The organism is Kitasatospora sp. NPDC101235 (assembly GCF_044767505.1).
Taxonomy (GTDB): domain Bacteria; phylum Actinomycetota; class Actinomycetes; order Streptomycetales; family Streptomycetaceae; genus Kitasatospora.
Genome location: NZ_JBIWNZ010000045.1, coordinates 17,921 through 42,845, shown reverse-complemented (window position 1 = coordinate 42,845; position 24,925 = coordinate 17,921). Strand labels below are relative to the sequence as shown.

At 71.6% G+C, this 24,925-nt stretch carries 25 protein-coding genes and 1 pseudogene; 16 read left to right on the top strand and 10 right to left on the bottom strand.

Annotated elements, in window-relative coordinates:
- The first annotated feature begins 210 nt into the window (after nt 1-210).
- Nucleotides 211-798, top strand: a complete 588-nt coding sequence (locus ACIRRH_RS40380; protein ID WP_403077926.1) for an SMI1/KNR4 family protein — start codon at nt 211-213, stop codon at nt 796-798.
- A gap of 352 nt (nt 799-1,150) precedes the next feature.
- Here the strand turns inward: ACIRRH_RS40380 and ACIRRH_RS40375 are convergent, their stop codons facing one another.
- Entirely contained in the window at nt 1,151-1,639 is a 489-nt protein-coding gene (locus ACIRRH_RS40375; RefSeq protein ID WP_403077924.1) for a MarR family winged helix-turn-helix transcriptional regulator, read from the bottom strand.
- 155 nt (nt 1,640-1,794) lie between these two features.
- On the opposite strand from ACIRRH_RS40375, the gene ACIRRH_RS40370 reads away from it, so the two are divergent.
- Together ACIRRH_RS40370 and ACIRRH_RS40365 are read left to right on the top strand one after the other, a co-directional pair.
- Entirely contained in the window at nt 1,795-2,826 is a 1,032-nt protein-coding gene (locus ACIRRH_RS40370; RefSeq protein ID WP_403077922.1) for an ABC transporter permease, read from the top strand.
- 43 nt (nt 2,827-2,869) lie between these two features.
- Nucleotides 2,870-3,646 (top strand): pentapeptide repeat-containing protein, encoded by a 777-nt coding sequence (locus tag ACIRRH_RS40365; RefSeq protein ID WP_403077919.1) that lies wholly within the window; start codon nt 2,870-2,872, stop codon nt 3,644-3,646.
- A 443-nt stretch (nt 3,647-4,089) separates the two neighbouring features.
- Here the strand turns inward: ACIRRH_RS40365 and ACIRRH_RS40360 are convergent, their stop codons facing one another.
- Both ACIRRH_RS40360 and ACIRRH_RS40355 read right to left on the bottom strand, forming a co-directional pair.
- A complete protein-coding gene (locus ACIRRH_RS40360) occupies nt 4,090-4,749 on the bottom strand; it encodes a response regulator transcription factor (RefSeq protein ID WP_403077916.1) in 660 nt (219 codons plus the stop codon).
- Nucleotides 4,750-4,754: 5 nt separating this feature from the next.
- The gene (locus ACIRRH_RS40355) at nt 4,755-5,951 is read right to left on the bottom strand and encodes an ATP-binding protein (protein ID WP_403077914.1); all 1,197 of its coding nucleotides are present in this window, start codon (nt 5,949-5,951) and stop codon (nt 4,755-4,757) included.
- A gap of 86 nt (nt 5,952-6,037) precedes the next feature.
- Here ACIRRH_RS40355 and ACIRRH_RS40350 point away from each other — a divergent pair, with 86 nt between their 5' ends.
- From ACIRRH_RS40350 to ACIRRH_RS40325, 6 genes are all read left to right on the top strand, one after another.
- Complete coding sequence (locus ACIRRH_RS40350) at nt 6,038-6,568, top strand: hypothetical protein (protein ID WP_403077911.1); 531 nt, start codon at nt 6,038-6,040, stop codon at nt 6,566-6,568.
- Entirely contained in the window at nt 6,565-7,611 is a 1,047-nt protein-coding gene (locus ACIRRH_RS40345) for a peptidoglycan-binding protein (protein WP_403077910.1), read from the top strand. Before ACIRRH_RS40350 ends, ACIRRH_RS40345 begins: the two co-directional genes overlap by 4 nt.
- Complete coding sequence (locus tag ACIRRH_RS40340) at nt 7,608-8,327, top strand: ABC transporter ATP-binding protein (protein ID WP_403077908.1); 720 nt, start codon at nt 7,608-7,610, stop codon at nt 8,325-8,327. The genes ACIRRH_RS40345 and ACIRRH_RS40340 overlap by 4 nt, the downstream gene beginning before the upstream one ends.
- Nucleotides 8,324-9,577 carry an ABC transporter permease gene (locus ACIRRH_RS40335; protein ID WP_403077906.1) on the top strand — a complete coding sequence of 418 codons (1,254 nt, stop codon included), beginning with the start codon at nt 8,324-8,326 and terminating at the stop codon, nt 9,575-9,577. Before ACIRRH_RS40340 ends, ACIRRH_RS40335 begins: the two co-directional genes overlap by 4 nt.
- A 437-nt stretch (nt 9,578-10,014) precedes the next feature.
- Entirely contained in the window at nt 10,015-10,170 is a 156-nt protein-coding gene (locus ACIRRH_RS40330; RefSeq protein WP_403077929.1) for a hypothetical protein, read from the top strand.
- A complete protein-coding gene (locus ACIRRH_RS40325; RefSeq protein WP_403077928.1) occupies nt 10,167-10,403 on the top strand; it encodes a hypothetical protein in 237 nt (78 codons plus the stop codon). Before ACIRRH_RS40330 ends, ACIRRH_RS40325 begins: the two co-directional genes overlap by 4 nt.
- Here ACIRRH_RS40325 and ACIRRH_RS40320 read toward each other — a convergent pair.
- From ACIRRH_RS40320 to ACIRRH_RS40305, 4 genes and pseudogenes are all read right to left on the bottom strand, one after another.
- Nucleotides 10,340-10,553 (bottom strand): annotated as a pseudogene (locus ACIRRH_RS40320) (transposase); the annotation flags it as partial. The gene ACIRRH_RS40325 and the pseudogene ACIRRH_RS40320 sit on opposite strands and share 64 nt — an antisense overlap.
- A gap of 146 nt (nt 10,554-10,699) precedes the next feature.
- Nucleotides 10,700-11,461 carry a lysostaphin resistance A-like protein gene (locus ACIRRH_RS40315; RefSeq protein ID WP_403077904.1) on the bottom strand — a complete coding sequence of 254 codons (762 nt, stop codon included), beginning with the start codon at nt 11,459-11,461 and terminating at the stop codon, nt 10,700-10,702.
- Between the two features lie 387 nt (nt 11,462-11,848).
- Nucleotides 11,849-13,354, bottom strand: coding sequence for a phospholipase A2 (locus ACIRRH_RS40310; protein WP_403077902.1), 1,506 nt, complete (start codon nt 13,352-13,354; stop codon nt 11,849-11,851).
- A gap of 160 nt (nt 13,355-13,514) precedes the next feature.
- The gene (locus ACIRRH_RS40305; protein ID WP_403077900.1) at nt 13,515-15,194 is read right to left on the bottom strand and encodes a hypothetical protein; all 1,680 of its coding nucleotides are present in this window, start codon (nt 15,192-15,194) and stop codon (nt 13,515-13,517) included.
- 78 nt (nt 15,195-15,272) lie between these two features.
- Between ACIRRH_RS40305 and ACIRRH_RS40300 the strand changes: the two genes are divergently transcribed.
- On the top strand, nt 15,273-17,342 hold the full coding sequence (locus ACIRRH_RS40300; RefSeq protein ID WP_403077898.1) for a hypothetical protein: 2,070 nt from the start codon (nt 15,273-15,275) through the stop codon (nt 17,340-17,342).
- Nucleotides 17,343-17,869: 527 nt separating this feature from the next.
- Here the strand turns inward: ACIRRH_RS40300 and ACIRRH_RS40295 are convergent.
- A complete protein-coding gene (locus ACIRRH_RS40295) occupies nt 17,870-18,112 on the bottom strand; it encodes a hypothetical protein (RefSeq protein WP_403077896.1) in 243 nt (80 codons plus the stop codon).
- A 9-nt stretch (nt 18,113-18,121) separates the two neighbouring features.
- Here ACIRRH_RS40295 and ACIRRH_RS40290 point away from each other — a divergent pair, with 9 nt between their 5' ends.
- From ACIRRH_RS40290 to ACIRRH_RS40275, 4 genes are all read left to right on the top strand, one after another.
- Nucleotides 18,122-18,349 carry a hypothetical protein gene (locus ACIRRH_RS40290; protein WP_403077894.1) on the top strand — a complete coding sequence of 76 codons (228 nt, stop codon included), beginning with the start codon at nt 18,122-18,124 and terminating at the stop codon, nt 18,347-18,349.
- A gap of 110 nt (nt 18,350-18,459) precedes the next feature.
- A complete protein-coding gene (locus tag ACIRRH_RS40285) occupies nt 18,460-18,624 on the top strand; it encodes a hypothetical protein (protein WP_403077891.1) in 165 nt (54 codons plus the stop codon).
- Between the two features lie 284 nt (nt 18,625-18,908).
- Nucleotides 18,909-19,304: a nuclear transport factor 2 family protein gene (locus ACIRRH_RS40280; protein ID WP_403077889.1), complete on the top strand. Its 396-nt coding sequence runs from the start codon at nt 18,909-18,911 to the stop codon at nt 19,302-19,304.
- 635 nt (nt 19,305-19,939) lie between these two features.
- The gene (locus ACIRRH_RS40275; RefSeq protein ID WP_403077887.1) at nt 19,940-20,983 is read left to right on the top strand and encodes a Kelch repeat-containing protein; all 1,044 of its coding nucleotides are present in this window, start codon (nt 19,940-19,942) and stop codon (nt 20,981-20,983) included.
- A gap of 101 nt (nt 20,984-21,084) precedes the next feature.
- Here ACIRRH_RS40275 and ACIRRH_RS40270 read toward each other — a convergent pair whose 3' ends face one another.
- Complete coding sequence (locus tag ACIRRH_RS40270) at nt 21,085-21,489, bottom strand: helicase associated domain-containing protein (RefSeq protein WP_403077884.1); 405 nt, start codon at nt 21,487-21,489, stop codon at nt 21,085-21,087.
- Between the two features lie 260 nt (nt 21,490-21,749).
- Here ACIRRH_RS40270 and ACIRRH_RS40265 point away from each other — a divergent pair, with 260 nt between their 5' ends.
- Both ACIRRH_RS40265 and ACIRRH_RS40260 read left to right on the top strand, forming a co-directional pair.
- Complete coding sequence (locus ACIRRH_RS40265; protein WP_403077882.1) at nt 21,750-21,989, top strand: hypothetical protein; 240 nt, start codon at nt 21,750-21,752, stop codon at nt 21,987-21,989.
- 184 nt (nt 21,990-22,173) lie between these two features.
- Entirely contained in the window at nt 22,174-22,785 is a 612-nt protein-coding gene (locus ACIRRH_RS40260; protein ID WP_403077879.1) for a hypothetical protein, read from the top strand.
- Between the two features lie 1,255 nt (nt 22,786-24,040).
- On the opposite strand, the gene ACIRRH_RS40255 is transcribed toward ACIRRH_RS40260, so the two are convergent.
- Nucleotides 24,041-24,673, bottom strand: coding sequence for a hypothetical protein (locus ACIRRH_RS40255; RefSeq protein ID WP_403077876.1), 633 nt, complete (start codon nt 24,671-24,673; stop codon nt 24,041-24,043).
- Nucleotides 24,674-24,925: the final 252 nt, after the last annotated feature.

The window sequence follows — 24,925 nt, the reverse complement described above, 5'->3', positions numbered from 1 at the left end:
TCCACCAGCACCGTCGTGCCGCTCAACACATCTCCCAAGTCCGTGGTTGCACCGGAGAGACATGATCACCCCGGCAGATTCCACGTAACTTTTAAGATGCTCAAGCGCCAGATGTTCGGACGGGCCGGCTTCGCTCTGCTGCGGAAGAGGGTTCTTCTGGCCAGCTGACCACAGCCACCCATAGGGTGACGGGGACGAGAGAAGAGCACGATGGATCCCCGCATACCCCGCCTGCGTCGCAAGCTGGCCGCGATCCCGTTCCAACCACTCCGCAGCCACTCTTTCGGGGAAGAACAGCACAAGTTCTGCCTCGATCCGAAGCTGACGGAAGCACGCGTCGCTGCGTTCGAGGCCGAGCACGACATCGCCCTGCCCGACGCCTATCGACAGTTCCTCACGCATATCGGCGGCTCAGGCGCGGCACCCTTCTACGGCCTCATGCCGCTGGAGCAGTGTTCCCTGCTGGTCATGAATCCCCGCGGAGAACCAGGGAAACCCCGCGGCTTCGACGGCAGAGACCCCAGGGCCCACGGGCGCGACCTGTTCCTCCACATCATCGAGATGGGCTGCACCGACGTATGCGTCATCGCGGTGACCGGCCCCCTCACTGGCCGCGTCCTCATTGGTAACAGCGACGGCTACTGGGGCCCAAACGTCTCTTCCGCTACCGACTTCCTCGACTGGTACGAACGCTGGCTCAACCACATGAGCGCCGGACTCGACAACCGGGCCCTGGAACTCACCTCACCGAGGCTTCGCGCTCATCCAAACCGCCATCGTCTGGCTCCCAAGATCTGACTCTCCGTAATTACTCCACGGAAAGTGAGCCAGAACCCGAGAAATGACGTCACCGCGGTGGGGTGTCACCGGAGTACGGCAGAAACGGACCGCGCTTTTGATCATCGGTCGTCAGACTCCCGGGGCCCGGCGCCGTCGGCTTCAGCGACCGGCTCCTGAGCGGCTTCGTCGGCGTCGGCGAGCGCCCGGTACACCGAGGCCACCGACGGGTGCTTCCCTGTGTTCTTCCCGGTTTTGATCTCCAGCTTCCGGGTGATCTCCGGGACGGGGTCGCGCTTCCGTCCGGACTGGTGGTGCAGTGGCGCGGCCGGGGCACACGGGTCGCGCCACGAGCCCGAACGATTGCGGAGGGCTACCCGTCGCTTCGCCGTGGCTCTGCGAGTGCGGGGCCGGCGGGGGTGGGCGACGTGTCGGCCAGGGTGCTGTTGAGTATTTGCAGTGCGGTGAGTACCGCGTCGACGTCGGCGTCGGGCATGCCGGGAAGGATCTGGCGGAGCGTCGGTTCGGCGTCTCGGCTCCGGGCGTGTGCCGCCTTGGCGCGGGCGTGATCGGCGATGCGGGTGACGGTCCGGCGGCGGTCGGCGGGGTCGGTCTCCAGCTCGACCAGGCCCCGCCTGCGAAGGGACGACACCACGGTGGATACCCGGCTCTGGGCGAAGCCCGTGTGCTGGGCGATGCTTCCCACCGGCTGCGGTCCGGTGGTGTAGAGGCATTCCAGTACCAGCAGTTCGGTGGGCCCCAGTTCCGAGGCGTCCTTCATAGCCGAGACGGCGGCGGCTGAGAGCCGCCTGCCGAGCTGATGCATGTCGGCAAGGCTCATCGGATGGGTCGGCGCTACCAACGCATGCCTCCTTCGGGAACGTCCCCCAAGAATACATCTCCCAGGATGCATCTCGAAAGATGTATCTTTGGAGATGCGTTTCTCGGGGTTGCGCACCCCGTACCGCCAAGACACTCCGAGGAGGAGACGTGGCCCGTCCGACGGTCTGAGTACTGGTGTTCCCGTTCGCGATGGTCGTCCTGCTGGTCGGCATCTACACCGCCGCCATGCACGCTCCGGCTCCGCACCACCTGAAGATCGCGGTCGCCGGACCGGCCTCTGTCACCTCTGCGACGGCCGCTTCCCTGCGCGAGGCGGCAGGCGACGCGTACGACGTCAGCACCGTCACCACCGCCGAACAGGCCCGGCACCTGGTGGCCCACCGGGCCGTGGCCGCCGCCTACCTGCCGGCCCCGACGAGCGATGACCGTGCCGCGGGCACGCCGAGCACGCCCCCCTCGCCCAGCGGGCCCGTGCTCTACGTCGCTTCGGCCGCCGGCGCCGCCCAGGTCAGCCTGGCCGCCGCGCCGTTCGAAGCCGTCGCCGTCCAGCAGCACCAGTTCCTCCAGGTCCGCGACCTGGTCCCGCTCAGCGGCCACGACACCAGCGGCACCAGCACCATGTACGCCGCGATCGGTCTGACCCTCGCGGGCTACCTGTCAGCGGTCATGCTCTCGACCGCGTTCGGCACCGCACTCATCTGGCGGCGCACGACGGCATCGCTCGCCGCCTTCGGCGCGGTCGCCGCGTCCACCGTCTGGCTGATCACCGGCCCGATCCTGGGCGCCGTACACGGTTCCGCCGCCGCCATCCTCGTCACCGGCTGGCTCACCGTGATGGCCGTCGGCGCGGCCACCGTGTTCCTGTCCCGCCTGTGCGGGCGCATGACCGCGCTGCCCGCCGTCGCCATCTTCATGTTCCTCGCCATGCCTGCCTCCGGAGCCGCCCTGCCCATCGAGACCATGCCCGCTCCCATCCGCACCCTGCACGACCTGCTCCCCATGACCTCCACCTACGGCAGCCTGCGCCAGATCACCTACTTCGGCAGCGACAGCATCGGCCGCTACTGGCTGGCCCTCACCCTGTGGGCCCTCACCGGCCTCGCCCTGACCCTCGCGTACGACACCCTCAAGGCCCGCCGCACCCCCCGCCGCGGCGCCACAGCCGACCTCTCCGCCCCCGCCGCCGAGCCCGCCCCCGCCCGCTGACCGCACCCCGGCACGCACCGACCCCCGAAACGAGAACTCCTCCATGACCGACACGCCACTGCCGTTCCCCGACCACACCACCGCCCCGACCGGCCCGACCGATGACCCGCTGACGTTGCTCGCCACCGAAACCGAGCTGACCGGCCTCGACTTCACCGGCCTGGACCTGCGCCCAGCCCTGCGCCCAGCCCTGCGCGGCGCCCCGCAGCGCCGCACCTTCACGCGCTGCGTCTTCACCGAAGCCAACCTGCGCGGCACCCACCTCGCGGACGCCGTCTTCACCGACTGCACCGCCGTGAAGGCCGACTTCACCGGCGCCGTGCTCGACCATGCCCGCTGGCAGGGCGGAAGCGCCGCCGACGCCAACTTCACCGACGCCGACTGCGACGACCTCACCTGCGACGGCACCGACCTGGCCAACACCAAGTGGAGCGGCGCCCTGCTCGCCGACGCCGCCTTCACCGGCTGCCGCATGATCGGAGCCCGCCTCACCCGCCACCGCGGACTGGGCCTGCGCCTGACCCGCTGCAACCTGGCCGTCGCCAACCTCAACGGCGTCAGCCTGCGCGGCGCCCACCTCGTCGGCATCCGCTTCACCGAAGCCGACCTCGGCGGAGTCGACTTCCGCGACTGCCTCCTCGACGACTGCCGGCTCGCCGAAGCCAACCTCCGCGCCGCCGACTTCACCGGAGCGGACCTGCGCGGCGCCGACCTCGGCGACCTCACCATCGCCACGGCCGCCCACTTTCGCGGCGCGATCATCTCCCCCAGCCAAGCCGCTCAGATCTGCAGCGCCCTCGGCCTGACCGTACTCGCCTGATCGTCACCACCGCTCGGGCGACGCCAGCAGTCAGCACGGGTATACGGTCCGATGCTGCCCTGGCAAGTACCGCGGTGACGTCGAAACTCGGGTTCTGGCTCAAACGGAAAGTGAGCCAGAACCACAACTCATGATTAAAGCCACCGGTGGTTCTTCTGCGCGTCCGGCGAAGCCGTCCGCGCCGACCGGGGCCGCCCCGACCGGCCGCTCCCGGCACCGCGCCAACTGCACGTAGGCACCACCGCAGGTACCACCGAGGGCAGCAGCGCAGCTACCACCGCAGCTACCACCGTAGGTACCCCGTCGCCTTCGCCCGCCGCCGAGCGTTTCCGCAGTTCAGAGGCGGTTTTCGGGGTGCCGGAAATTCCGTCGTGATAGACCCCATCACCGCAGGCGCGGGGAGTGGAACGGTCCTGGTCGCCTGGGCGGAGTCCCTTCGGGCCTCACGTCAGGCGGTAGCCGCGGCCGACGATGGTGGTGATCGGGTCGGGGGCTCCGAGCTTGTGGCGCAGTGTCTTGACGGTGGTGCGGACGGCCGTGGTGAAGGGGTCGGCGTTCTCGTCCCAGACGCGGTTGAGGAGGTGTTCGGCGCTGACGAGTTCGCCGTCGGCGCGCAGCAGTTCGGTCAGCACACCGAACTCCTTGCGGGTGAGGGTGACGTGGCGGCCCGCGCGGCGGACCTCGTGGCGGCCGATGTCGAGGTGCAGGTCGCCGCGGGTCAGGACGGCGGGCCGCCGGTCGGGGGCCCGGCGGCCGAGCGCGGTGACGCGGGCGACGAGCTCGCGGAAGGCAAAGGGCTTGGCGAGGTAGTCGTCGGCGCCCAGCTGGAGGCCCTCGACGCGGTGGTCCAGGGTGGCGGCGGCGGTGAGCATGAGGATGCGGGCTGGGGAGCCTTCGCGGATCAGGGCCCGGGTCACGTCGTCGCCGTGTAGGACCGGGAGGTCGCGGTCGAGGACCAGGACGTCGGGGGCGAGGTCGAGGGTGCGGCTGACGGCGGCGGCGCCGTCGTGGACCACGTCGACGACCATGCCGTGTTCGCGCAGGCCGTCGACGATGAGGCCGGCCAGGACGGTGTCGTCTTCGACGACCAGGACTCGGAGCACGGTGTTCACCTGACGGGAAGGGTGAGGGTGACTGTCAGGCCGCCGCCGGGGCGCGCGGCGGCGGTCAGCCGGGCACCGTGGGCGTCGGCGATGGCGTCGACGATGGCCAGGCCCATGCCGGCGCCGGTGGTGCCGGTGCGGGTGGCGCCGCGTTGGAAGGGCTGGCGCAGCGCGGGCACGTCGTCGGGCCGGACGGTGGGTCCGGTGTTGTCCACCCGCAGCCAGCAGGTCAACTCGCCGTGGCCGGTGGCGAGCCAGACGTCGCCGCTGGTGGTGTTGTAGCGGGCGGCGTTCTCCAGAAGGTTGCGCAGGAGGAGTTCCAGCTGCGTCGGGTCGCCGGCGCAGGGGGCGGCATGCAGGCTGGTGTGCAGCCTGGGGGCGTTGGCCGGCCAGGCGATGGCGGCGTCGGCGGCCAGCCGGTCGAGGTCCACGGGGGCGCGGGTCGGGCTGTGCCGGGTCTGGGCGAGGTGGAGCAGGCTGGTGAGGATCGCGTCGCTGCGGGCGGCGGCGGTGGCGATGGTGGCCAGCGCTTGGCGGTACTGGGCCTCGGGGCGGGTGTCGCGGTCCAGGGCCATCTCGGCGGCGGTGCGGATGATGGTCAGGGGTGTGCGCAGTTCGTGGGAGGCGTTGGCGACGAACAGGCGTTGGCTGCGGAACGCCCGCTGCAGGCGGTCGAGCATGGCGTCGAAGGCGTCGGCCAGGGTACGGATCTCGTCGCGGGGTCCCGGCAGGGTGATGCGGGCGTCCAGGCTGTCGTGGGACAGCTCGGCGGCGGTGGAGGTGATCTGTCGCAGCGGGCGCAGTGCGCGGCGGGCGACCAGCCAGCACAGCAGTAGGGACACGGCGGTCAGGACCGCGAACAGTGCTCCGGTGTCGACGACGATGGTGCGCAGGGCGTCGGTGCGGGCCTGGGTGGTGGCGGCCTCGACGATGTCGGGCGGATGTGTGGAGGGGGAGGGTAGCGGTGTGCCCGCCATCGGGGTGGCCGCCATCACGCTTGGCTGGGCGGTGGGGCCGGTGGGACCGGCGTTGCCGGGCTCGATCGCGACGGGGGTGCCGATGCCGTCGATCACCGCCTGTCCCGCGCTGATGAACTCCCGGCGCACCAGGTAGTACATCGCGGCGAGTACCGCCGCCCCGGTGGCCACGAAGACTGCGGCGTACCAGAGGGTGAGGCGCCCGCGGATGGTGATCATACTCATCCGCCCATTGTGATCACACCGGGTGTGTGATCCGTGTGTGTCACCGCCACACGGGGTTGCCACCGCGCGGCAGCGAGGGTGGTGGCATGAAGAGGACATTGCAGGCCCTCGGGTCCATCGCCGCCGTCGGGGTGCTGCTGCTGACCGGGACCGCCGGGTGCTCATCCGGGCCGGATGCGGACGGCGGCAGCGAGTCGGGTGGCGGGGACCGGGCGCAGGCCATGAAGTTCGCGCAGTGCATGCGCGAGCAGGGGGTGGACATGGCCGACCCGCCGACCGGGGAGATCGGCGGCGGTCCGGGCCCCGCCAGGCCCTCCGGCCCGCACGCGAACAACAGCCCCAGCGAGCCGGACCCGGGGGCGGGCGGCGGCGCGTTCGACAAGTGCCGTACGTTCCTTCCCAACGGTGGGATGCCGCGGCCGCTCAGCGCCGCCGACCTGGCGCAGCGGGTGAAGTTCGCGCAGTGCATGCGCTCCCGGGGGATCGACTACCCCGACCCGTCCGTGGACGGCCAGGCGGATGGCGTGCCGGTGGATCCCACCGACCCGCAGGCCACCAAGCTTGACGAAGCGTCCCGCGCGTGTGACGCCGCGGGCGCGGACGGGGCCGCGAAATGAGCCGGCGCACGGTCGTCCTGGCGACGGCCGGTGCGGTGGGCATCGTGGCGGCGGTCTTCGCCACCCTCGGCCACGACGGGGGCGGGCCGGCGGCCGCACCGAAGCCGCCCGCCCCACCGACGGCGCCGGTGACCCGCACCACGCTCGTGGACCAGGTGCGCCTGGCGGGCCGGGCGGACTACGGGCCGGCCCGGCCGCTCGCGGCCCGTACGGCGGGTACCCTCACCTCGCTTGCCGCGCCGGGCACCGTGCTGGAGCGGGGCGACGCGGCGTACCGGATCGACAACCAGCCCGTGATGGTCCTGCTTGGAGAGCTGCCCGCGTACCGGGCACTGGCCGACGGGGCGACCGGTCCGGACGTGCGGCAGTTCGAGGAGAACCTGCGGGCACTGGGCTACGGCGGGTTCAAGGTCGACACCGTCTTCGACCAGTCGACGGCCGCCGCACTGAAGAAGTGGCAGAAGGCGCTGGGCCTGCCGGAGAGCGGCGTCCTCGACCTGGGCCGGGTCGCCTACGTCGCGGCCCCGGTGCGGGTCGCCGAGCAGAGGCAGCACGTCGGTGACGCGGCCGCGCCGGGCACCGCCGTGCTCACCACGACCGGTACCGCCCGGTCGGTGACCGTACTGCTGGAGGACCGGCAGGCGTCCCTGGCGAAGGTCGGCACCAAGGTCCGGCTGCAGGCCGCGGGCGGCACGCCGCTCGAAGGCACGATGACGGCGGTCGGCCGGGCGGTCGCGGCCGACGGCGCCGACGCCGGGCAGAAGGGCGACGGCAAGACACAGGTCACCGTCACTCCGGCCGACCAGGCCGCGCTCGGCGACGGCGCGGTCGAGGTGACGGTGCTGCGCGGGGAGAAGAAGGACGTCCTCACCGTGCCGATCGTCGCGCTGCTCGCCGTCGGCGAGGGCTACGGCCTGGAGGTGTTCGGACCCGGCGGCCGGCACGTGCTGCCGGTCGAGGTCGGCATGTTCGCCCAGGGGCGGGTCGAGATCAGCGGACCCGGCCTCGCCGAGGGCACCCGGGTTGGGGTGGCCGGCCAGTGACCGTCCTCGCCCTCGAAGCGGTCCGCAAGGAGTACCCCGGCGGGGTGGTGGCCCTGGACGACGTCACCCTGGACGTCGCCGAAGGCGAACTCGCCGCGATCGTCGGGCCCTCCGGCTCGGGCAAGTCCACCATGCTCCACCTCGCCGGCACCCTCGACCGCCCGACCGCAGGCCGCGTCCTCGTGGCCGGCCACGACATCTCCACCCTCGCCGACCGGCGGGTCGCCGCACTACGGGCCCGCACCATCGGCTTCGTGTTCCAGCAGTTCCACCTCGCCCACGGCGTCACCGCGCTCGACAACGTCGCCGACGGCCTGCTCTACCTGGGCGTGCCGCTTCGCCGGCGCCGCGAACGGGCCGGGCAGGCGCTGGAACGGGTGGGCCTGGGACACCGGCTGACACACCGCCCGCACGAGCTCTCCGGCGGCGAACGCCAGCGGGTCGCCATCGCCCGCGCGGTGGTCGCCTCCCCGCGGCTGCTGCTGGCCGACGAGCCGACCGGCAACCTCGACAGCGCCTCCGGCGCCGCCGTGGTGGCCCTGCTCAAGGAACTGAACGCGGCCGGGACCACCGTCCTGGTCATCACCCACGACCGCGACCTCGCCGCCGGCCTGCCCCGCCAGATCCTCATGCGCGACGGCCGCGTCACCGACGACCGCCACGCCCCCGCCGGCCCGAGCGGCGGCGCGTGGGCCCCAGCCCGGAGCCGGCCATGATCGACCGTCACATCACCACCGCCGGAACGGACGGTGGCTCCGCCGCAGCCTCGCGAGCAGCCCTGAAGCGGACCCGGCTGAGGCCCGCAGACGTCGCCCGGGTCGGCGCGGTCGGCCTGCGCACCCGCCCGGTGCGGGCGGCACTGTCCGCGCTCGGCATCTCTATCGGGATCGCCGCGATGGTCGCCGTCGTCGGCGTCACCTCCTCCAGCCGCCTCGACCTGGAGCACCGGCTCGCCCGCTACGGCACCAACGTCCTCACCGTCACCCCGGGCACCGACTTCTCCGGCGCGCAGGCCACCCTGCCCGACACCGCCGGCCCCATGGCCGCGCGGATCCCCGACATCGAACACCTCTCCGGCACCGGCCGCACCACCGCGTCCGTCTACCGCACCGACCACGTCCCCGCATCCAACACCAACGGCATCACCGTGCTGGCCGCCCGGGCGGACCTGCCCGCCGCCATCGGCGCCACCGTCGCCGACGGTGTCTGGTTCAACGGTGCCACCGAGCGGGGCGAGGCCGTCGTCCTCGGCGCCGACGCCGCCCGCTACCTCGGCATCGACGCCGCCTCCCCCGACACCCGGGTGTGGCTCGGCGGGCAGTGGTTCACCGTCATCGGCGTCCTCGCCCCCGCCCCGCTGGCGCCCGACCTCGACGCGGCGGCCTTCGTCGGCTGGAGCGCCGCGCAACAGCGCCTCGGCTTCGACGGGGGCACGAGCACCCTGTACATCCGGATCGCCCCCGCTGCCATCGACGATGTACGGACCCTGCTGGGACGCACCGTCAACCCAGAACACCCCAACGAGGTCCGCGTCGCGCGGCCCTCCGACGCCCTCAAGGCCAAACAGGTCGCCAACCAGACGTTCACCGCCCTGCTCCTGGGCCTCGGCGCGGTCGCCCTGCTGGTCGGGGGCGTCGGCGTCGCCAACACCATGATCATCTCGGTTCTGGAGCGCCGCGGCGAGATCGGCTGGCGCAGATCCCTCGGTGCCACCAGAGGCCAGATCCGTATCCAGTTCCTCACCGAAGCACTGTTGCTGTCCGCCCTCGGCGGTATCGGCGGCATCGTCCTGGGCGCCGCCGTCACTACCGGATACGCCGCCACCCAGCACTGGCCCGTCTCCGTCCCCGCCTGGGCCCAGGCCAGTGCCCTCGGCACGACCCTCCTCATCGGAGCCGCCGCCGGCCTCTACCCCGCCATCCGCGCCGCCCGCCTCTCTCCCACCGAGGCACTCGCCCAGCCGTGACCCCACCTGTCCAGGTCCCTGCCCGACCGCCAGAGCGGCCTGGGCCGGGCCATCCCCGACCCCGCCCTGCCGCAGACGGACGGCGCGATCTGGCTACGCTGGACCGGCCGGGACGACATCCGTAGCCTCCACCACGGCGCCGGCCTCTCCCGCGCCTGGGTCGAACAGACCGAGGACGGCTGGGCCACCCTGATCGACGGCCGCCTCGTCGCGCGCCTCACCCAGCTGTTAGGCGACAGACTGTTTTCAGTGCTGGTACGTCAGATTCCGTTCAGCGGTCAGCTCGCTGGGGTGATGCGGTCACGCCGCTGAAGACGTGTGTCGTTGGGGCTGAAGGCTTCTGTCGTTTTCCGCTGAAGGTTTCGTGTCGTCTGGGATGGCCCGCGAGGCTCGGTGGTCGGTGGTCGGTGGTCGGTGGTCGGTGGCGGCCCGGCCGGGTGGAACGCTGGCGCCTGCACCAGGGCTCCACCACCTGGGTCGCCCTGGTCCGCGGGGGCCCAGGCTTCGACGACTGGGCCTGGTACCTCCACCACCCGCACACCATCCGCCAGGCCCCGGAACCCGCCGACCCCCGCGGCCCGGCGAGCTGGTGAACACCGGCAACGACAGCGAGGCCGCCGCCACCGACCTCGCCGACGCCCTCGAAGCGTTCGCCGACCACGCGACCGCACCCGGCACCGCCACCGGGGACGACGTCTGGGTGACCATCGGCACCCCGTACGGAATCGAACAACGCACCCTCCGCCTCCCCACCGGCGTCGCCGACTGGATCACCGAACTGCTCCTCGCGTACTTGGTCGGCATCCCAGGAGGCCCGGCTGAGTAGGTGCTGCATGCCGGCCGGAGTCGCGTCACCGGCGTGCTCGGCGATCGTCCAGCAGTTCTTCCGTGGCAGGTCCGCCAGCAGGCCCAGCACGAATGCCGTTGCCCGGCGACGCGGTTCCACCCGGGCGAACCGGCCCGCCACCCGGGCCATCAGGCCCTCGAATACTGATTGCCACTGGGCAGGGTCTACGCTGTGGCCCACGGCCACCGGCTGATCTTCGTTTGTCGACACAACTCACGATGATCAACGGTGGCCGTCTCCGTCTGCGGACCAGCCCCGCCCGGCAAGATCGAGATCTACAGCTGAGACGGAACACTGCCGGCTCGCCCCGGCGTCGGCACACGCCGCAAGCGTCGGTGCAGCAGCGCGAGGCCCAGTGCGAGGCTGACTGCCATGTCAAGTCCCTGCAGCCAGTCCGGGGTTCGGCCGGGCGAGTAGATCTCCAGGTAATCCGCTAGGGCGTGTACCAGGACCAGTGGCCAGACGCTCCCGATGGCGAGGCGTGCCGCGCCGAGGCAGAACCCGAATAGACCCGCCGACAGCATCTGCCACTGCGTGTTGTCCCAGGACGCCCCGAAGAACAGGAAGTTGTCTACGTGGCCCGCCCCGAACAGCACTGCGCTCAGCACCACCGCGCGCACCACACCCAGCGATTGTGCGACCTGCAGGATCAGCGCGCGATAGCCGAGCTCCTCGCTGAGGCCGATGCTAAGCGTGAGCGCCGCCCCGCCGATCAGCGTCGGCGCGCCACCTGCGAGACCGGGCAGCGCCGCGAGGCCGGCCACCACCGCGACCGGTAGCAGCACCGGCCAGCGGGCGAGCCTGCCCCACGTCGCCACCCCCGCGACCCGCACCAGCCCCCAGGCCCGCAGCAGCACCAACACCGCCACAGCGGCCACCAGGTTGACCACCGTCGCACCCAACTGCGGGAACCAGTGAGGCGCCAGCGGAGGCAGTACCTTCGCCACCAGTACCACCACGCTCTGCCACCCCAACGCGAGCTCCACCGCCCCGAGCGCCGGCCTCCGGCGCACGTGCTCTCCCCAGCGCGTCACCATGCTGCGAGCATAGGCCAGGCCCTGGACATCGGAGCCCCCGCCGCATGGGTCACCGGCGACGAGGTCTACGGCCGTGACCCGAACCTGAGCGCCGGGCATGGCGCGACCTACATCCAACACACGCTTCCGCACCAGACCCACGCTGGAGGCCGGCTCCGGTGCCGCCGGCCGCGCCCGGGGCGACGGCCAGGACGCCGGGGTCGGATCGGTCTGGTGGTGACCTCGGCATCTTCCGGTTTTGCCTGCGTGGTGTGAGCGGGCGCCGTTTCGTCGAGGATCTCGTGTCCGGCGGGGCCGGAGCGTACATGGTGGGTCAGTCCTGGCAAGAATGCGCCGACCACCCGGTGTTCCGGGTGGTCGGCGCGGGTCGTCCGGGTGGTTGGCGGGTCAGCCGAAGGCGATGACCGCCTTGACGTATTTGTCGGCAGTGAAACGGCACGCCTCGCGCTCGGAGGCGGTGTGCTCTGGCATGAAGCCCGGCGCGTCGCAGATGTTGTACAGGTCCTGGCGGAAGATGTCGTCGACGCGTTCCTTGGGGGACGGGCCGGTCAGGCTGTAGCGGAAACCGTTGTCCCCGAACAGGTCCTTGTAGTTGTGGTACCCGAAGTCGTGGCGGATGCAGGCGAGGCTGAAGTCGTAGCCGGGGATCTTGTCCGGTGCGGGGGAGTTGCAGACGTTGGTGTCCCAGTTGAACTCGTAGCGGTCGGGCTGGTGGGTGCGGTGGGCGCCGAGCGCCTCGTACCAGGCGTCGGTCGCGGCTTGCCCGGGCTGGGTCAGCTGTTCGAGGCGTGCGATGCGCTCCTCTCGGCTGGCCGGGGTGACCGGAGCCCCGCGGTTGGTCCAGACGTCGTTCTTGCCGGTGTATTCGTTGAGGGCGGAGCCGTCGGGGGTGATGCCGTAGAGGTGGTCGCCGGACGTGGCGAACGCGGCTCCGGGGTTGCCGATGCGGTTCCACTTGTTCGGGTGCCCGTTGTACTTGAAGATGTCACCGGTTGAATCGTCGGTGGCGAAGAGGGTGTTGGCGGCGTAGATGTGGCCGGTGCGGGTGGTGCGGACGGGCTTCCACTTGTCGCCCGGGCCGGTGTACTCGGACACACTGGAGTGGTCGGTCGCGAGGCGGTAGAGGTTGTTGTCGGTGACGGCGAACTCGGTGCCGGGGCCGCCCAGACGGGTCCACGCCGTGGCGCGGCCGTCGTACCGGTAGATGTCGCCGGAGCTGGGCTGGGTGATGTACAGGGGGCTGTCGGTGGGGTAGTCCGTGGCGAGCAGCGGGTTCGGCTTCGTGGTGGGCGCCTTGGTGATCAGCGGGTCCCGTTTCATGGCGGGTGTCTTGCCGGTGTAGGTGTAGAGCCGGTCGGCCGGACCGCCGACCTTCGTCCACGTGTCGCCTTGGCCGGTGTACTCGTAGACGGCGGTGTGGTCGGGGCTGATGCCGTAGAGGTGCTTGTTGGTGGCGGCGAAGTCGGCGCCGGGCCCGCCGATGCGGGGCCACGACTCGGTGTCGGAGTCGTACCGGTGGATGTCGCCGGTGTCGGGGTCGGTGGCGTAGACGGTGTCCTCGCTCGCGTAGATGTTCGCGGCCTTGTTGCCGACCTTGATCCAGCGGTCCTGGTTGCCGGCCCACCGGTAGATGGCGGAGCGGTCCTTCGTCAGGGCGTAGGCGCTGTTCTTGGTCGCGACGAGGTCGCCCAGCGCGAGCGTCTGGGCCGGGGAGGGCTGGGCGGTGCGGCGCTTGCCGGTGACGGCGTTGGCGGACACGCCGAGGGCGAGGACGCCGGCGACCACCAGGCACAGCAGCCGGATGATCCGGGTCAGCGGTGCGGGCGAGGGTTGCGGGGAGTGCTCGGCGGCCGGGCGGCCGCGTCGGGGACGGGCGGGGAGCCGGAGCTTCACGGGGTTCCTCCTGGAACGGGTAGGTGTTTGGTCGTGCGGGGCAGTGCAGGGGCAAGGGTTGGCGGCCGGTCGGCCGGGTGTGCTTTTCGGGTGGCCGGGTGTGGTGGCGGGTGGCCGGGGCGGGACGCCTTTGGGCCGGGGCTCCTGCGTTCGTTCCGGATCAGGTGGCGACGGGGCCGCTGACCTTGGTCCAGGTGCCGGGGGTGCCGGTGTACTCGTAGATGCCGGAGTGGTCGGGGCTGACGCCGTACAGGTGCTTGTCGGTGGCGAGGAAGTTCGCGCCGGGGCCGCCGATGCGGGTCCAGGTGCGGCGTTCGCGGTCGTACTGCCAGATGTCGCCGCGGGTGCCGGCGGTGACCGTGTCGGTGGCGTAGAGGGTGCTGCGGCTGGTGTAGATCCGGTCGGTGCCCGTGCTGCGGACGCGGTCCCACACGCCGGGTGTGCCGGTGTACTCGTAGACGGCGGTGTGGTCGGGGCTGACGCTGAACAGGTGCTTGTCGGTGGCGGCGAAGTCCGCGCCGGGGCCGCCGATGTCCGTCCAGCGGCCGCTCGCGGCGTCGTACTGGTGGATGCCGCCGCCGGCGGCGGTGGGGGCGGTGTCGACGGCGTAGAGGGTGCCGGTGCTGGTGAGGATCCGGTCGGTGCCCGCGAGGCGGACCCGGTTCCAGATGCCGGGTGTGCCGGTGTACTCGTAGATGCCGGAGTGGTCGGGGCTGACGCCGTAGAGGCGGTCGGCGGTGGCGGCGAACTGGGCGCCGGGGCCGCCGATACGGATCCAGGGGCCGTCGATGCCGGCGGTGTGGAGCTCGCCGCCGGTGTTCTTGTGGGCGGGGTCGTACTGCCAGATGTCGCCCTTGCCGTTGTCGATGGCGTAGAGGGTGCTGCGGCTGGTGTAGATGCGGCTGGTGGCGCCGCGGATCTTCGTCCACGCGCCGTTCGTGCCGGTGTACTCCTCGACGGCCGCGTGGTCCGGGGTGATCCGGTAGAGGCGGCTGCCGGTTGCGGCGACGCTGGTGCCGGAGTCTGCGGGCGCGGGCGCGGGCGCGGCCGGAGGCGGTGCCGGGGTCGACGCCGGGGAGGGCGTGGCCGGTGCCGGGGCGGTCGGTGCGGCGGGTGCCGGCGGTGTGGGAGGCTCCTGTGCCGGTGCCGGTGCCGGTGCCGGTGCCGGAGCCGGAGCCGGAGCGGGTGCGGGGGGCGGTGGCGCGAGCGCCGCTGGGGGCGGGGTTTCGGCGATTTTGCGGTACCGCAGCGGCTGGTAGCCGGACGCGTCGTGGCCGGCGATCTTCCGGTCGTTCCGGTTGGCGGAGGCAGCCATCGTCGGCACTCCGCGCCGGCTCTGCGCGAAGTAGCGGAAGATGCCCTTGGCCTTGTCGGTCCAGCCGGCGAACAGGATGGCGTGTCCGCCGCTGGTCGTGTTCAGTACGTCTCCGGGCTGCAGTTGGTCCCAGGTGGTCTTCTCGGCGACATCCGGCAGGTTGTCGGTGGTCCGGCTCTTGTCGAGCTGCCAGGCCATGGAGATGAAACCGGAGCAGTCCTGCCGGTAGGGGCCGCCGGTGGGATCGTCCTGCCAGAAGTCGAACTTCGGGCCGTTGACTCCCTGGTGGGTGTACGGCACCTGCTTGGCTACCCAGTCCTCGGCGCGGTCCATGATCTGTTCGCGGGTGACCTGCCCGCCCGGGGCCGCGCCGTGGCCGATGGCACCAGTGGAGAGGGGCAGGACGTCGGTGGTGTCGTGCGTGGCGGTGTCGGCATGGGCGGGCAGGACGGCGGCGCCGACGACGAGGGCGAGGCCGGCGAGCGCGGCCAGGCGTTTCGGGCGACGCGACAGGGCATGGTGCATGGCGGTCCCTTCGGGTGGTGGACGGGCCGCTGCCGGGTTGTCGGAAGCGGTGGATCACCACACTGGAACCTGATGTGATTGACCGTCAGGGTAGAACGCTGTGCTTTGGCTGTCGCCGCAGGTCAGCGGGCTCAAAGTGACGCGAACATCGCGAACTTCGGCGAACGTCCGCGAACGTCGGCGAACGAGACGGTCATCATCGAGGGGGAATTCATGGGCAGAGCAGGGCGGGCACAGGGGCCGCTGAAGGGGCGCACGGAGCAGGCCAACGCGCTCGCGTGGTTCGTGCAGGAGCTGACCGACGGCCGCACGGGCGGCGAGCTGCACGCCCGGTACGGGAGAGTGAGGAGCGTGTGGAGCGAGTACCGCTCCGGCATCAAGATCATTCCGTGGGAACGACTCGAGAAGGTGACCGAGGACCGCTTCCCTCACGGCTCCACGCGCGTGGCCAAGCTCCAGGAGGCCCGCCGGCTCTATTTGGCCGCGCGGCGGGCCCAGGCCGAACTCTTGGCCGCGGCGTCCCCGCGTCCGTCTCGTGGCGGCGAACGGCCCGCGCCCGTCGGCGAACGACCTGCGGACAATTCCCCGACCAGCGAGGATGTGCCCGCGCCGGCCCGCGAACAATCGACCGACGATGTGTCGGCCGCTCAGGGCGACGGGTCCGGGGACACCGCCGGAACGGACGTCGGGACGGTAGCCGTCGGCCGTGCGGAGCCTGACAAGGCCGGGCCGGCGGACCCCGGCCTTGGGCCCGCGTCGGGATCCGCGGCTGAGTCCACCCCTGAGCCCTCGGCTGAGTCCACTCTCGAATCCGCCGCCGAGTCCAAGGCTCCCGGCTCAATCCCTCCCACAGTCCCGGTCGGCGGTGCCCCTGCGTCGCCTGCCCGTGGACCCGCCTCGGCGTCATCGGCCCCCCAACCTGCCGACGCTCCTACCCCTGCATCGCCGGCCCCTGAACCCGCCTTGGCGTCATCGGCGCCCCAGCCTGCTGATGCCCCGGACAGTGCCCCGGTACGCGTCCCCGGTAGCCGGAGGCGCTGGCGGATCTGGGCGCAGTGGGCCGCTCTGCTGGCGCTGCTCGGGGCGGTGGTGATTGCGAACCGGTACCAGCAGCCCCGGCACGGCAAGGACACGGCCGCCCCTGCCGTGACCGCCTCGCCGGACGGCCTCTCCCTGCCGTCCGGCCTGGACCTTTCACCCACGCCCGGGCCTCCGGCCACCACGGCGGCGACGCCTCCCACCGAGGCCGCCGGCCCTCCACCCACATCGGGCCCAGCGGCCCCCGCACCGACTTCCCGCCCAACCGCGCCCCCATCCGCAGGTGCGCCGGTGGCCGGCGCGCCCGCTGCCGCACCCGGCGCTCCCACCGTCGCCGCCACCGGCTCCCACCTGTACCGGATCACCCCGGACCACACGGCCGTCGAGGAATACACCGGCAAGAACGGCGCATGGACGAAGATCCGTGGCGCCGCCGGCCAGATCTTCACCAGCAGCAGCACGTTGTACGCGACGGATGCGGCGACCGGTGACATCGAGCAGTACGACCGCGCGCGCGGGACCTGGACGCGGATCGGGAATCCTGGCAGCGGTTTCGCGGCCACCGGCGACCACCTGTACGGCGTGAGCGTCAACCACTTCGGGGTCTTCGAATACACAGGTGCCGGCGACACCTGGGAACAAGTCCGCGGCGCGACCGACCGCATCTTCACCAGCAGCAGCACGCTGTACGCGACGGACGCGGCGACCGGCGACATCGAACGGTACGACCGCGCGCGCCGGACGTGGACGCGGATCGGCGACCCGGGCAGCGGCTTCGCGGCCACTGGTGATCACCTGTACGGCGTGAGCGTCAACCACTTCGGGGTCTTCGAGTACACCGGTACCAACAGCGACTGGAAGCAGATCCGCGGCACCACCGACCGCATCTTCACCAGCCGCACCACCCTCTACGCGACGGATGCGGCCACTGGCGACATTGAACAATACGACCGCGGGCGCGGGATCTGGACCCGCATCGGCGCACCCGGAGCCGCTTTCGTCACCACCGACGACCACCTGTACGGCGTCAGCCCCGACCACTCCGGCGTCTACGAATACAGCGGCGCCAACGGTGTCTGGTCCAGGATCGGTGGCCCAGTTGCTCCCTGACCGCCGGTCACCGGCAGGAACGCAGACCAACTCACCGACTGACCAGGGCGCTCGCCACGGAGGACCAGCAAGACGGTTCCCGCAGCCGCGCCCACGATGAACTCCGCCCCCGCAAATCCGCTCAGCTGGGACAGAAGGGAGACACCCCCAACCGAACACCCCACGACCCGGTCGACGCCGAGGACTACGCGGCCGACGTCGATGCCCTCGAACGCGACGGTGGTGACCCCGAACAGGGCGGGCGCATCTGGCGCAGGATCCTGCGCCTGGCCGGCCCCGCGCTCGCCACGACCGTCGCCACCGGCGGTCCCGGCCGGGGAGGCCCCGGGCGGTCCCGGCTTCGCCCAGGCCCTGCGCCGGATCGCGGCCGACGTCGCCCGCCACCAGGCCGGCCGCTACCAGGAGCCCGCGTGGTGGCGCGACTACAACGGCGCCCGCCTCGGCCTCGACTCCCTGGCCCGTGATGCGCTGGCGGGCCCCAAGGCCCTCGCCTTGCTCTCCCGCTTCGCCCACGAGGAGAGCCGCGCTTACACTGTCGTCGTCTTCGACAGCAGAGCGACGCGGACATCGAGATCGAGGGCGCACGGATCTTCGGATGCCTGCTCCACCTGGCCGGACACTCCGTCAGCGCCGCCTTCTGGTGGAGGATCGCCGCCGGCGCGGGCGACCAGCGCGCCGCCTTCGCCCTCTACCTCCAGCACCTCGGCGGCGGCGAACTCGACGAGGCCCAGTGGTGGCTGACCCAGTCCTGCAACTCCGCCAACGGCCAAGACGCCGCCGTGGCGGCCGGCCTGCCGACGATGCCCGGCTACTACCAGGCCCTGCCCACCGTGATGGGCCCCTGGCACACCACCGAGAACCCCGCCCCCGCCGCCTCGCTCGCCGACGAGGTCGACCGCCTGGTCGTCTACGCCGACGAAGCGGGAGCCGCCCACATCGACGGCATCGCCCGCCGACCCGGACCGAGCCTGGCCAACCGCCTCGAAGAACTCGCCGGCCACCGCTGACCCACCCGGCCCCGGACCATCGACCACGACGGTCCGGAGCCCGGACCCTGGCACCGGACTGACGCCGGACCGATTCCGGCCCCACCCAGCCACGACACCACGGAGCCCAGATGCCCGCCGTCCTTCAACACGCCGCCCTCATCACCGCAGCAAGCGCCACCTGGCATGCCCTCGCCGTCTCCACCGCTGCCATCACCGCGGTCCTCGCCCACAGCGACGCCCGCCGCCACGACACCCGGGAAGTGCTCAAGGTCCTCGTACGCCGCAGCCGCTGACCGCAGAAGCGGAGCCGGGAATACGCTGCGCCACAACAGGCCTGACAGACCCGACTCGAGCGGACAAGCGGCATCCGGGCCCGCGTGTGCCGCCCACGCCAAGCGCCGCTTTCCGCGCCGGACCTGCAAGGGGAAGCCGCAGACACCGCAGGTGTAGCCGACCGGGCCGTCATCCTGGGCGGGTTCCCCACCGCGTGGCGCGGGCAATGGTCCTGACCTCCGGCGAGGATGAAAAGGGCTCCATGAGAGGAGTGCTCCGAACACACGAGAGGAGGAGGCCTGTGATGTTGAACGATCCCATGGCGGCGGTGGTCCGGTACGTCGATGCCTTCAACCACGGTGACGCGAAGGCGATGGCAGCGGCATGCGCTGACCCGATGCAGATTCTTGACGGAATGGCACCGCACGTGTGGCAAGGGCTGACAGCCAGCGAAGACTGGTGGAGAGACGTGCTTGCCGAGAGTGAGCGCGTAGGGGCTTCGGGCTACCGCATCACCCTCGGTGAGCCACGGCACGTCGATGTCACCGGCGATCACGCCTATGTCGTTCTTCCCGCGACCATGACAATGGACCTGTGGGGCGAGCAGGTCACCCAGACCGGCTCGGTCTTCACGGTGGCGCTTCGTAAGGCGGACACGGAGTGGCGACTCACAGCCTGGGCGTGGGCAAAAGGGGCTTGATCGCCTTGCTGGGCCTGCAAGGGCCCACTGGGCGGCACCGAGGGCTCCGGCCGGGAGTCTCGGCGAGCCCGCGCGCTCGCCGAGCCGGCACGGCCAGGGGCTCAACCTCGCCCCGGTCGACCGTGATGCCGATCTCCCAATTCCCCTGCGCCGCTCGCTGCGCGCCCCAGCCCCGCGCCCAGTGCACGTGCTCCGCCGTGACCTTGCCCCCGGGCCTGGGGTCCAGCCCTGCGTCACGCAGCGCGGGGACCACAGCGGCTGGGGTGCTCCAGGAGGCCGTCTGACTCACGTGATTTTCAGCCATTTGCCGACCGCAGCCTCTTGGAAGCCTGGAGCGGTGATCCTCAAACTTCCCGTAGGTGAGTGTTTCTGTAGCCACGTCAGGGATGAGGTGCCGGATGGGTGGGAGTCTCAGGACAAAGGCGCGCACGAAGGTCTTGTCTGCGTACAACCGTGTCGCGCGAACGGCGGCGGCACGCGCGGTCCCATGGTGCGCCCCCATGCAGGGGGTGAGCCCCTCGATCTCGCCCCCACGCTCCTGGCGCCGGTGGCTGCTTGCAGGGACGCTGACGCCCCTGCTGGCCTGGGCGCCGACGCCCGCCAACGCCGAGGGCGCATGGTTGACGCTGCCTCCCATGCCCACCGCTCGCACCGTGCTGGCGGGCACCGCAGCGCCCTGCCCTGACGACGTCGACGGGCTGAAGGGCACTTGCGTCTACGCACTCGGCGGCTTCTTCGCCCCGCCCAACACCTTCCTGAACACGGTCGAGGCATACAGCCCGGCCACCAACACGTGGGCGACACTGCCCTCGATGCCGACCGCCCGAGCCAGCCTCGCGGCCACGACGGCGCCCTGCCCTGACGACGTCGACGGGCTGAAAGGCACCTGCGTGTACGCCCTCGGCGGCCGCAACGCCACCAACGGGGCCCTGAACACGGTCGAGGCGTTCAGCCCGGCCACCAACACGTGGAAGACGCTGCCCTCACTGCCCACCGGCCGCAGCGGCCTGGCCGCGGCGACGGCGCCCTGCCCGGAAGGCGTCGACGGGCTGAAGGGAAAGTGCGTGTACGCCTACGGCGGCGGCAACGCACTGAGCACCGTGGAGGCGTTCAGCCCGGCCACCAACACGTGGGCGACACTGCCCTCGATGCCCACCGGCAGCGTCGACATGGCGGGGGCTGCGGCACCCTGTCCCAAGCACGTCAAGGGACTGGAAGGGACCTGCGTCTACGCCGCCGGCGGCAACGGCCAAACCGTCACCTTCCTGAACACGCTCCAGGCGTACAGCCCGGCCACCAACACCTGGAAGACGCTGCCCTCGATGCCCACCGCCCGCAGCGACCTGGCAGGAGCCGCGGCACCCTGCCCGGACGTACTGGAGGGCGCCTGCGTGTACGCGGTCGGCGGCACTCCCGACTTCACCAGGACCCTGGGCACCACCGAGACCTACAGCCCCGCTTCCAATATCTGGGCGACGCTGCCCCCAATGCCCACCGCCCGCCAAGACCTGGCAGCGGCTTCGGCACCCTGCCCGGACAGACTGAAGGGAACCTGCGTCTACGCCTTCGGCGGTGACAACAGCTCCGGCGACCTGCACACGCTGGAGGCATTCCGGCCACAGCGGCCTGACAGCAAGGACGCAGACGGCCACGCACGGCCCGAGACGTCGAAAGGGTAGACGGAGCTGACCCGACCAGCCCGAGCGGAACCTGGCGGCCGTCACCTCACGGGGTGACGGCCGCCAGCGCTTCTCAGGCACCGACCTCGGCCAGGGCGGTCCTACCAGGCCACGCCCAGGGCCTCCAGCTGCCCGAGCTGCTCGGTGGTGAGCTTGTCCCGCCTCGCCTTCTGGTTGTTCAGCCAGGACCCGAGGGACACCCCGCCCTCCTTGTGGGTGCGCGGCACCCGGACGTGCCCCTCCCGCTCGACGAAGGCCGTCAGCGCCGCCAGGCCGGCACCGAACCGGCCAGCGCGCGACACCTTCGGCTTCGCCTCAGCGGCAGCCTTCGCGGCCACCAGCCCCTGGTCCTCCTCGATGCCGATCGCGGCGAGCAGGTCCCGCTGGTCTTCCTCCAGGCCGGGCCAGCCGGCCCGCTGCGCTTTCACCCATCGCCCGAGCTGCTCACCCTCGAACACGACGTCGGCGGGCAGGCCGCCACCCCGAGGGGACGGCCTCCAGCACATCCTCAGGGCCTGACTACGTACCGCCGGCCCGGCCAGGACGGTTCACCCCTGCCGTGCAGGGCGGGCGGCCAACGTGATGCTGTGCACGCCGGCGAGCGCCAGGACGCCGTCGACGCTCGGCGGGAGTTCACCGGCACCGACCCGCGATACCTCTACCCCGAGGAGTTCCGGGCCTACTACCAGTACGAGCTGTCGGTCGCCCCCGGATGGAAGGTCGGCGGCTGGGGGCCGTGGAGCTTCCGAGACCCAAGGACGATGCGGTGCACCGCCTGCAACTCCGTCATTTCGTCCCGCCGAAGGGCTGGATGGGCAAGCCGGAACGCGGCGGCGGTTTCGAGGACGCCTACGGCAACATCTGGAAGAAGGCGACGGACGGGAAGGACGAGTGGGACGTCCAGGTGAAGAAGGGAACGAAGTTCTCCATCTTCTCCAGCGGCAAGAACCAGGGGAAGGACTTCGAGCACGCCAACATCTCCCCGGACGGATACGTGACGCACTGACCCCGGTGAACCGCCCAGGGCGGTAACACCTTCCGGCCCCGATGGAGAAAGCTAACATCGGGGCCGGAACCGTCCCTTCTCCCGCATTCCCCCAACACCGTTCCACCGTCAGCGAATCGACCGGAACGACCGGCCACGAACTGCCCGGCACCACCGACCGCCCCACCCTGGAGACGACCGCACCATGGCCCTGGCCCCTCACCGACTCGTCTGGATGAACCTCTGGCTGGACGCCCCCGCCGAACAGGACACCGCGCTCACCCGTGAGATCGCCGCCGTCCTGGCCCCGTTCGGCCGCGTGACGGTCATCTCCCGGGGCCCGTACCGGCGCACCCCGGAACTGCTCTCCTACGACGTGGAACTCGTGCCCTCGTCGTCCACCACCGACTGCCTCCGCGCCCTGGGCCTGAGCCCCGACGAGGACGGCGACTGGCCCGCCTGGGAACGCACCGGAGCCGACACCTTCCTGCACCCCGCCGTCCGCGGCGCCCAGGTCGGCGAGGAGGAGGCCGCGACACCACCGCCGTTCGAGAACGGCGACGTGGTGACCGTCCTCGACAGCCCGGCCGCCCGTGAGGAGGGCCTGGTAGGCGCGCAGGCCGTCGTCCACAACTCCTTCTACCTCCCGGACGAGCCCGACCCGCTGCTGCGCCGCTGGTACCACCAGGTGATGCCCGAGGGCCGGGAGACCTTGGAACCCTTCGAGAGCACCGACCTGCGCCCCACTGGCCTCCGCACCGCCGTCACGCACGTCCCCGACCCCGTGCACACCGCCTACGCCGGCCCGCCGGCCTGACCTTTCATGCTCCACATCCCGGCCACCTTCGGATACTCGGCGGCCGGCGGCTGTACGAGGCCCGTGACGCCGGAGCCACCCAGGTCCAGCAGGAGGCGGTCCTCACCGAGGCCCTGCGCGACCAGTACTTCAGGGACGGTGGCCGCCGCGCCCGTGGCCTCGACGTCGAGCTGAACGACGTCGCCTGGATGGACGTCGAGGTGTAGCCCTTGCTGTCGGCACCGGCGCCCGGCACAGCCGCCTGCGCGGCGAAGGCCAGCAGGCGTTGACGCTTTCCCCAACTCCCTGGAAGTTGTGTTGAGTTCGCTGTACCTGGTCGACGGTCAGCGCGTGTACGCGCCTGCCGCCGCGGTCGGCGGCCGTGCCGAAGTTCTGCACCTGGCGGTCCTGGTCGGCCGCAGCACAGAGCCGTGGGCCGGGTGCGGCCGGGCGAACCGCCTGGACGAAGATGGGCTGCTGTTCGCCAACGAGACCGGCACCGCCCGGCTGCGCCGGCCAGCCGTGGAATCGGGGCCGCGGAGCCCGATCGGCACACCGCTGACAGCCCCACAGCGACCCCGTGTCGCCGAAAATGCCAGTCCTGGCCGCCCTAAAAAGGCGGCCGGGATTTTTCTTGTGTACCACCTGACCGAATTCATGGAATCGCAGCGGAGGAAATCCATGAACGAGGCGACTGACGGGTACCGCGAGCATCCGTTTCAGCTGCCGGTGCACCGTGGCCAGGACGGCGCGCTGGTGGTCCCGGCCGCCGCCGTCACCAACCTGCTGTCGCCCTGGTCTGGGAGGGCGGGGCGCAGGGCAGCCAGCCCGGCGACCCGCGACCACCACGGGGCTCTGCGCGGTGCCGGCCGACCTCGCCTGGGCCGGTCAGGCTGCGGAGGCCTGCGAGGCGTCGTTGTCCGGGCGCCCGGCCTGCTTGAGCTTCATCTCGACGCCGGTTCTCCACTGAGCTTCCCCCGGTGTGCGGGAGGTGCTGATCACGGAGAACGCGGACCGCGTCTCCGCCCCTCCGGATGGCATGTGCACGGCCGAAAAATCCCAGACCACAGCCCTGGCCGCCTGCTGACCAGCGGGTCTAGCATTCCCGGCACGGCGGCCCCACCACAGCACCACCGGGCTGCCGAGCGGAGCAGCCGCGCCGTGACCCCGGCGTTGCTGGCCTCCCACCGGCCGGGCCCCGCGGAACACCCCCCTGCCCCCCCCCCCCGGGACCCGGCCGTCTGCGCCACCCCGTGCCGCGCTGACCTGCGGTGCGTCAGAACCGCTCGGTCGCTCGCGCGTCGCCGGTCAGCGCGTACCGGCGGCAGGCGAGCAGTTCCTCGGCGCTGCTGCCGATCTCCTCGCCCAGGACGTGCAGGACCTCTTCGGCGTCCCGCTCGGCGACGTAGCCGGGTACCACCCGAAGGGCGAGCAGCCCGAGCTCGCGGTGCGTGATCAGTCGCTCCTGGGCCAGGCCGTGCCCCCGGGCCACCAGCGCCCGCCATGCCTCGACCGGGTACCCGTCCGGGCCTGGCGCGCTCTCCAACTCAGCGTCCGGCACGTCCGGCCGCCCGCGCAGCTCGGCTACCGCTGCCGCGACCGCCGCACCGATCCGGCCCGGATCCAGTTGCCGGCCGCCGACGTCGGCGCGAGCCTGCGCCAGGTGTTCGGCGACCAGGTCCGCGAGCTCCGCCAGGCGCCCGCGGATCTCGACCACCGCCCGCACCGGCAGCACCAGGGGGCTGTCCCACGCGTGGGACAGCTCCGGCCCGGCCTGGCGGCCGACGACGTCCTCGATCGCCTCGGCGACGGCCGCCAGGTCCAGCAGCCGGTATGCCGTCGACCGCGAGACACCCAGTTCCCCGGCCGCGTACGCGCCCCACGACGGATAGCCCAGAGCGATCCACACCCGGCCGTGTCCCCGGCTGGGAGCGGCTCCCACGCGGTCAGGGCCAGCGCGTCGTCGATCACCGTGCACAGCACGGGCAGCTCACGCACCGGGTCGTTCAGCACCGTGACCGGCATCGCCGCGACCACCGCGCATACCGCCGCCAGCGCGACCCGCTCCCCGGCCCCCAGCACCGGCAGGCCGCCGGAATACGGGTTGCCGGTCACCAGGCCGGCGGCCAGGGCGTAGCGCAGTTCGTCGTCGAGCTGTCCC